The organism is Actinoplanes sp. ATCC 53533 (assembly GCF_003947245.1).
On sequence record NZ_QHHV01000203.1, the window covers coordinates 1 to 8,270 of the forward strand.

At 69.1% G+C, this 8,270-nt stretch carries 7 protein-coding genes; 1 reads left to right on the forward strand and 6 read right to left on the reverse strand.

Translation table 11 applies throughout. The features are described 5' to 3' along the window. The first annotated feature begins 291 nt into the window (after positions 1-291). A complete protein-coding gene (locus DMB66_RS47095; RefSeq protein ID WP_125810628.1) occupies positions 292-1,524 on the forward strand; it encodes an IS110 family transposase in 1,233 nt (410 codons plus the stop codon). Positions 1,525-1,738: 214 nt separating this feature from the next. Here DMB66_RS47095 and DMB66_RS47100 read toward each other — a convergent pair whose 3' ends face one another. The 6 genes from DMB66_RS47100 to DMB66_RS47125 all read right to left on the reverse strand — a co-directional run bounded on the left by DMB66_RS47100 (position 1,739) and on the right by DMB66_RS47125 (position 7,235). Continuing rightward, positions 1,739-2,830, reverse strand: a complete 1,092-nt coding sequence (locus tag DMB66_RS47100) for a GGDEF domain-containing protein (RefSeq protein ID WP_125810629.1) — start codon at positions 2,828-2,830, stop codon at positions 1,739-1,741. A 473-nt stretch (positions 2,831-3,303) separates the two neighbouring features. Continuing rightward, a complete protein-coding gene (locus tag DMB66_RS47105) occupies positions 3,304-3,597 on the reverse strand; it encodes a hypothetical protein (RefSeq protein WP_125810630.1) in 294 nt (97 codons plus the stop codon). A 212-nt stretch (positions 3,598-3,809) separates the two neighbouring features. Then, complete coding sequence (locus DMB66_RS47110; RefSeq protein ID WP_125810631.1) at positions 3,810-4,313, reverse strand: hypothetical protein; 504 nt, start codon at positions 4,311-4,313, stop codon at positions 3,810-3,812. A 198-nt stretch (positions 4,314-4,511) separates the two neighbouring features. Further along, on the reverse strand, positions 4,512-5,360 hold the full coding sequence (locus DMB66_RS47115; protein WP_125810632.1) for a hypothetical protein: 849 nt from the start codon (positions 5,358-5,360) through the stop codon (positions 4,512-4,514). Between the two features lie 265 nt (positions 5,361-5,625). Continuing rightward, on the reverse strand, positions 5,626-6,240 hold the full coding sequence (locus DMB66_RS47120; RefSeq protein WP_125810633.1) for a hypothetical protein: 615 nt from the start codon (positions 6,238-6,240) through the stop codon (positions 5,626-5,628). 2 nt (positions 6,241-6,242) lie between these two features. Next, positions 6,243-7,235, reverse strand: a complete 993-nt coding sequence (locus DMB66_RS47125; protein WP_158647586.1) for a DNA-processing protein DprA — start codon at positions 7,233-7,235, stop codon at positions 6,243-6,245. Positions 7,236-8,270 lie beyond the last annotated feature (1,035 nt).

An 8,270-nucleotide genomic window follows, 5' to 3' on the forward strand; every position in this document is an offset into this window, starting at 1 on the left:
GAGGCTGAACGCGTCAGCGATCGGTTGGTACATGGTCAACTCCTAATGAGTTCTGGGAGTGAGCCATCCGGCAGACTCCCGGTGGGTAGGTAGCCGCCGGCTGGTGAGCACTAGTTGCTCCTGGACTTCGAGTCCTGAGCAAAGATCGTGCCCCGGCTGGTCGGTGTGGAGAGTTGATCGCTGATGGGATGTCGTGCCCGTCCGGTTGCGGTGTGAGCACTGCTTCATTAGGTCGCTGATAGTTCTCCTCCGGGCTACCGACGGTGATCGGCTTGAGAGGCGGGAGATGCGTTGCTGTTCGTAGGGGATGACTGGGCCGAGGACCACCACGACGTCGAGGTGATGGACGCATCCGGCCGCCGGCTGGCCAAGGCCCGACTGCCGGAGGGCATGGCGGGCATGACGCGGTTGCACGCGATGATCGGTCAGGCGCTCGGCGACGGCATCGCCGACGAGGACATCGCCGCGCGGGTGAAGATCGGTATCGAGACTGATCGGGGTCCGTGGGTGCGGGCGCTGGTCGCCGCGGGGTACACGGTGTATCCGGTGAACCCGTTGCAGGCGTCGCGTTACCGGGAACGCCTGGCGCTGTCGGGGGCCAAGAGTGACGCCGCCGACGCGCACATGCTGGCTGACATGGTGCGGACCGACTCCCACCAGCTACGCCCGATCGCCGGGGACAGCGCCGAGGCTGAGGCGGTCAAGGTCGTCACCCGGATGCACAAGACCCTGATCTGGGAACGCACGCGCGCCGTGCAGCGGTTGCGGCACGCGTTGCGGGAGTACTTCCCGGCCGCCCTGGAAGCGTTCGCCGACCTCGACGCCGCCGACGCCCTGGAACTGTTGGCCAAGGCCCCGGATCCGGCGAGCGCCGCGCGGTTGAGTATCAGCCAGATCAGCGCGGCCCTCAAACGGGCCCGCCGCCGTGACATCCCGGCCAAGGCCGCGCAGGTCCAGGCCGCGCTGCGTGCCGAGCAGCTCGGTCAGCCGGCCGTGGTCATCGCCGCGTACGCCGCGTCGGTGCGGGCCCTGGCCGCGTTGCTGGTCACTCTCAACGAGCAGGTCGAGGCATTGCAAGGGCAGGTGGAGGCCCATTTTGGCCGGCACCCGGACGCTGAGATCATCCTGTCCCAGCCCGGACTCGGTGTGATCCTCGGCGCCCGGGTGCTCGGCGAGTTCGGCGACGACCACGACCGCTACGCCTCGGCGAAGGCCCGGAAGAACTATGCCGCGACCAGCCCGATCACCCGCGCGTCCGGGAAGAAGAGGACCGTCGCCGCCCGGTTCGTGCACAACGACCGGCTCGTCGACGCCCTGATGACCCAGGCCTTCACGTCCCTGCGCAACTCCCCAGGCGCCCGGGCCTACTACGACCGGCAACGCGCCCGCGGCGCCAACCACAACGCCGCCCTGCGCCAACTCGCCAACCGACTCGTCGGCATCCTCCACGGCTGCCTCAAAACCAGCACCCCCTACAACGAGACCACCGCCTGGTCTCACCACCTCAACAACGCCGCTGCTTGACATACAAGCTCCTGGGATGTCTTTGCGCACGGGGCAGTGGCCAGCCGGTAGCGGAGACCGTCCAGCGGGTTCGTTGACCGGTGGACGTGTCCGCTGAGCTGTTGGACCTGCTAGGGATGGCCTGCCGGGCAGCTGGCGACCGCCTGGCAGGCGGGGGTAGATGCTCGGGGCTGGGGATGAGCGGAGATCGACGGCAGGCGGCGGATTGCGCCGGCTATCGGTGGCCTCCGCCAGCCGCGAGCGCCCGGTAGCTGTCGTACAGCTGGCAGGCGGTGTCGGCGACCACGGCGAGAAGTTGCTCGGCCGTCCGTTTGCCCAGGCCGGCGAGGTCGCGCGGGTGGATCTGTGTGGAGGTGAGGGTGATCGTGTCGGCGATCGTGACCAGGACGAGGAATCCGCCGTCGCGGTAGTCACCGACGGTGGTGGCCTCGATCCGCACGTGCGTCAGCGGACTCTGCAGTTGCAGCGCGCCGTGGTCGAGGCAGCGGATCACCAGTTCGGCGGTGTCGGAGCCGAGGCTGCGGCTGGTCGGGTTCAGAACCTCCAGCAGGCTCTGCAGTTCGGCGATGTCGTCGTGGTGGGCGACGTCGCTGGACACCTGCCCGGCGGCGAGCCGGTGGAAGAGCGCGGTGTCGAATGCGGCGACCCGTGGGGTGCAGCGTCGGTCACGCAGCCGTGGGCCGTGCCGGCTTGTGGCGGCCGGGTGGACCATGCCGGGGGTGTAGATCGCGTACGGCTGCCGGTGGTGCCGGGCGTGGTAGAGCGCGATGTCCGCCGCCCGGAAAGGCCGGTCTGCGGGGGCCGCCAGGGTGGGCCGGGCGGCGCCGATGACCGCCGACACCGGCACCGGCTCCGCCGCCTCGGGCACCGCCGTCGGCAGCGCGAGCGCTTGTGCGACGTCGTGCACCGCATCGAGCAGAGTCCGGTCGCTGCGGTCGGGCAGCAGCACGGCGAACTCGTCGCCGCCGAGCCGGCCCACCACCCCACCGATCCGGTCGGCGACTGCGGTGAGTTGCATGGCGACATGCCGCAGCAGCGCGTCGCCGGTATCGTGGCCGTAGCAGTCGTTGACCTGTTTGAATCGGGCCAGGTCCAGCATCAGCGTCGCCGGCCGGCGTCCTCGCTCGGTGAGGGCGGCGTAGGCCTGGTGCAGCCCGCGCCGGTTCGGCAGGCCGGTGAGTTCGTCGGTGGTCGCGGCGCGCTGCAGGATGGTGTTGCGGCGCAGCAACCGCAGCGTCAGGGCTGCGACGGCGCACGCCTGCAGCACCTCTAGCACCGCGAATGCGACCGAGCTGGCGAAAAGCATGAGAATGCCTCCAGAACGCAAAAAAGGCCCGCCTCTCGGCGGGCCCGCAACGGGTCGATCTGGTGTGGAGTGCTGCCGGGTTCGTCGGCGTCGGCGGACGCGGTCAGGTGTCCCCGGTTGGGTGCAGAGGGTGCTGGCGGTCCTCGCGGCTGATGTCGAGGCGGAAGGTGAACACCGCCTGTCGGGGGCTCGCCGCGGTGCCAGCGATCAGCCGGGCAAGGGCCAGCAATGTGGCACGTTGAAGAGCTGCGTTCGGACCAGGTGATCGGCGTGAGTCGTGCTGTCCGTCGCGCAGTGGGGCTGAAGGTGCAGGCCCGCAGGCATGGGTAGGCCTGGGCGACTGGCGGTGATAGGGGTTCACCGGGCGCAGGAGCGGGTCGGGCCTCGGGGTCACTCATCGTCGGTTTGCTTCTTGAGGCTGCGTATTCAGCGTTCGGTGAAGTCCATTTCCACGCCGTCACCGATTCCGATCGCTAGCGTGGCTGCGTCCTGCGGTCCTCGTCGTCACGCTGGTCTTCAATGTGGACGAACACGTCGTCGGGGCGGCCTCGGAGGCTGACGTCGATGCCGTGCACGCTCATGACGACCTGCTCCAGGGTGTCGTCTCCGGACATCGCGAATGCCCGCAGATCGAGCAGGTCGGTCAGGGCGCCAGCCGCGATCAGGGCGTCTGTGGTCTGCGATGGGCTGAGGGCGCCGGAGCGGGCACTGGCGGCGGCTTCGCGTAGCCCGGCGATGCGGGCGATGAAGCTTGCCTCGATGGTCATGATTGTCTCCTTGTGGCTGGTTGCGCAGGGTGCGGGTGCCGGGACGGTTCGGGGCACACGGCGAAGGCCACGCTCCGGGCGGTGCATGTACACCGGTTCCGTCGGGCATGGCCTGCCGGTCATCGCGAGACGCAGGCTGAGAGCGGAGCCTGAACCGCAGCCCGAAAGGCGTCCGGTTGGCACCGCACAGGTGGCTGACGGGCGGTCGGCGGTCACCAGTCCCAGGAGGGCAGCGCATCGACCGGGTCGGTGTCAGCGTCGAGCAGGACATACGCGGCGCCGTACCGATGCGCGTACTCCCACAGCTGCCATACCTCGTCGGGCACTGTGCCTGGGTGGTCGGCACGGTGCTCGGTGAGGTTCCCGGGAACCCTGAGCAGCCAGCCGTATCGGGTGCCGTAGGCGGTGACGCCGTCGTAGCCGTTCAGCTCAGCGCAGATCTGCTCCGGCAGGTGGCGCGTCGACAGGTCGAGCACGGCCATGACGGGTGGGCCGCCGGTCTTGGTGCTGAGCTGGGTCCGGGCCCGGTTGAGCCAATCATGCAGCGCGCGCTCGGTGCCGGCCACCTGGATGCCGTCCTCACCGTTGTCGGTGATGATCGAGTACGTGCCGTCTGGATCCGGCTCGTCGACGTCACTACTGACCTCGAAGGCCTCGGCGGCGTCCAGCACCTTGACCGGGTGCTGCGCCTTGACCGCCTCCAGCCTGATCAACATTGCTTTCTCCTTCGTTGGTTTGGGTGAACTGTTTCGTACAGCACCGCCGCGGTGAGGGCGCGCCCTGTGCCGGCGCCTGGCTCGTCCGGCGATGGGACGGCCTAAACGTGGAGAAGGGCAGCGGGTCCCGAGGCGCTCTGTGCGGGTGGGTTGGGCTCGGCGCGGCGGTGACGACGTCTGGCAGCAGGGGCCGCGTGGCTATGTGAGATGAAGGTGGATGGACAGGATGGAGTCGCAGTTGGTGGTGTGACCGTCGCTGAAGACAAGCTGACTGTCGTTGCGGCGGATGATCAACCCGTTGGTCTTCGACACGAGCGCGTGGCGGGGGATCTCGGAGAACACGGTGGCGTGCTGCCCGAACCGGGGGCTCCGGTCGGTGAAGAGGTCGTCGAGCAGGTGGGTCAGTTGCTGCTGGAATATCTCGGTGAGGTGCCGCCCGTCGTGGATCAGCGAGAGGGTGTCTGCGCCTGGCGCGGACTGGCTTGCAGGGAAGGGGGATAGATCGACCGTGGTGGTCTGCTTCTGGCCATGCCACTGGTCGGGGTTCTGGTTGAGTACCCGGACTATCGCTGTGGCGAGTTGTGAGGCAGTGGTGCCCGGCGGGACCGGCGACGAGGCGGCAGCTGCGATTGGCTCGACGGTGAGCAGGTCGGTGTGGGCGAGCACGCTGTTGAGTCCGATCCAGCCGGGGCCCGCCGAAACCGGCCACGGATCTGTCGCGCCGCCGTGATGCGGCCATCTGCCGGCGACCAGGCTGCTGTGGCGGTCATCGGACACGACCTCGGCGTAGAAACCCATGTCGCGCAGCCGGCTCATCGTGGCGGTGAGATCCACGGTGGCAGGCTGGAATCCGTGGTCGAACGCCACTCGGAATGCTGGCAGCAGATCGGGGTCGATCTGCTCGCCGAGTTCGCCTCGGCTCAGCTGCCGGCAGTACTCCCATAGGCCGGCGTCCGTGAACGGGGGCTGGTCGCTGCGTTTCAGCCACCCACCGTGGACGACGAGCTTGGTTTCGATTTCACGGCGGGTGGCCAGGTCGAGACTCATGGGACTCCTTCGCGGGGTGTGCAATGCGATCCGGGTGCCGTAGTCGACAAGCGGGCATCGTGTTCCGGGAGAACGGGGTAGCGCGGTTCGCGGAGCGGTTGCTGGCTGCTCAGGCGCGAGCGCAGGAATCGTCCGGCGTGCACGGCGAAGGTCACGCTGCGAGCAGCGCCCGCCTTTCGGCGGGCCCTGAAACGGGTCGAGCATTCGGGTGGCCGGTGCGTTCACGTCGTACCGGCGCCCGTGCCCGGACTTGGGCAGCAGCCGATCAGGTGTCGCTGCCGGTCGGCTCGGCCGGGACCGCCCGAGCAACGGCGAACTGCGCCCAGTGCTCGGTGGCCCACTCATGCCAGTTGTCTCGACCGGCGGCCATGGCCGCCTGCGCGGCGCGTTGCCACGCCGCGTAGCGGTACAACGCGTCCGGCCCGGACCAGTCGTCAGGCCCCGGACTGACTGTCAGGTAGGCGGCGGCCTCGTGGACGCTGCTGTCGTCGAACCAGTCGGTCGACCGCTGGGCCAGGTTGCACCGGGCGCGGGCCTCCACCTGTTCCCAGCTGTCAGCGCCGACGCCGCTGTAGGAGACCAGGCCGCCGGGGTCGACAACGCGTTCGGTCCACACCATCGTCTGGTCGCCGTCGGCCAGGTCGAGCGAGAGCACGGCGGTGAAGCCGCGGAATGACAAGACGGTCGGCGTCCGGTAGTGGGTGAGGAACTTCTGCAGGCCGTCGGCGAGGGCATCGGTGGCTGCCTTCTCGGAGGCGCCGTCGGCCCTCCACGGTCCGGCCTCGATCCTCCAGCGTTGGCGTCTCCCGGCCGGCCGGAAGACAGTGGCGCCGAGCCGGACCCGGACGGCGCAGTCGCGGACAATCTGATCCCCAGACATCGCTACCGCCCTTCCTGTCGGGCCTGTTGTGCAACCGGGTAGCGCGTTCGCACGATCGACCGGCGGGAGTCGGGCTCGTCGAGCGCGGCGACCGCGGCCGCCGCGCTCAGGTTGCCGCGATCGGCGGCCATGCGGACGGCTTCCAGCACCGTGGACGCGCTGGTGACCAGCTGGGCGGTCCGGTCGGCGATCAGTTGGTGACAGCCGGCCCAGGTACCGGTGGTGACCGATCCCGGCACGGCCAGGACCAACCAGCCGGCGTCGTGCGCCGCCCATGCCGCGCGCAAGGCTCGGCTCGTCGCGGAGACTTCGACCAGTACCGTCGCCGCGCCGAGGGTGCCGAGCAATGCGTCCCGGAAGGCCATCCGGGAGTTGGTCGGCGCGCGGCCCGGTGGGAAAGGGCTGATCAACGTACCGCGGTTGACCGCCCGATCGGCGAGTTTCCTCAGGGCCCGGCCTGCTGGTTGGTCCAGCCCGGCCGGAGACAGCAGTACGGGCGCTACGCCGGTGTCGAAGGCTGCCGCGGCCGCGGCGGCGTCGATGCCTGCTGACAGGCCGGTCGCGATCGTCAAGCCTTCTGCGGCAAGCGGGCCCGCCAACTCGGCGGCGACCTGTCTGCCGTCGTCCGTGCATGATATTCCGCCGGTGATCGTGACTGCCTTGCCCAGCAGTGCGGCGACGTCGGGGTCGCCGCGCACCCACAGGCAGGGCAACGCGTTGATGCCGGTCTGCGTCGGCCAGCCCTGGTCACCTCGGATCAGCAGGGTGATGCCGTGCTCTTCGGCGCGTTGACGCAGCGATCGGCCAAGCCGCCGAAGCTCGGCGGCGCGTGCTCCGGTACCGACGGCGCGCAACGTCCAGGCCCGATACGGTGCCTCGCCGGCAGGAGCCGGGCGGTACAGCGGTGGTACGTCGGTGGGACGAGCTGATCGCGGTCGGCCGACGTAGTACGACACGGCCGCCAACACGTCACGGAGATCATCATCGGCAGGCACAGGGGAACCCTCCGAACCTTGTAACAGGTTCCCGGCCAGGCGCCGTCGGGGGCCCCGCCGGGTGGGACGGCACGATCCGGCCCGCCCGGGCCCAGGCGGGCGCAAGCCCCCCGGCCTTCGGGTTCTACGCGCCGCTGCTTCGCCCCTCTGCAGGTTCTGTGCGCCGCAGGGCCGGGGGGCTTGCGCCTGCCACGGCCCGGGTGGGACCGTGACCGGCCCCAACCCGCGCGGGACCCGGCGCGGCAGGACCGGGCGTGTCAGGTCTCGCCAGGGCCGGAACAACGATTGCCCATACGTTCAGGACCGCCGACACCGTCGGTGGCGTCAAGTCGGTGCCGCCGGCGTGTCCTGTGACAGCGAATCGTCCTCACCCTGGGCGCCTTGACCTGGGGTGAGGAGTCTTGAGTGGCGAACTGGTCTCGGGTAAAGGCCGCCGCTGGCCCGGCAATCCGAGAGAACTCGCCAATGGATCTTGCTCAGGATCAGCTTGTCCGCCCGAGTCGGTCGGGACGGCCTGTTCCTGGTCAAGGGCGTGGGGTAGGTCGCCGACCTGCACGACGGGTCATGTATCGAGCAACCCGAATTGGCAGAAGCCCACGGTTGAGCAAGATTCAGTGGCAATAAGGAAGATCGCTTGTCACCGGACACGGCGGGTGCGTCCGACGGAGCGTGCGGGCGCCGCCGCCGCTGTCGTCTGCCAATTGACCTGAGGCACGAGATGCGGGCTGACCTGCGGTGCCTCAACTCCACTGGCAGCGGCCGGGTGCGCGTTCTGACAGTGGAGTTGAGGCAAAACCGCCGCGCTCCCGTGCCAGGCTCCCGCTGGTCACGAGCTTGGGCCCGTGCCGCCGAGCCCTGGTGCCTCAGATCCATCGGCAGTGCCTCGGTTCAACTGGCAGACGACAGCCGCGCTCCGCACGGTGGACGCGACACGATCAGGGGGTTGCATGGGACTAGGTGCTGTATGACTATTGGTGGATGGCTGAGATCGTGCTGCTGGGGATCAGTGAACTGAGGGTCAGATTCGGTGGTGTG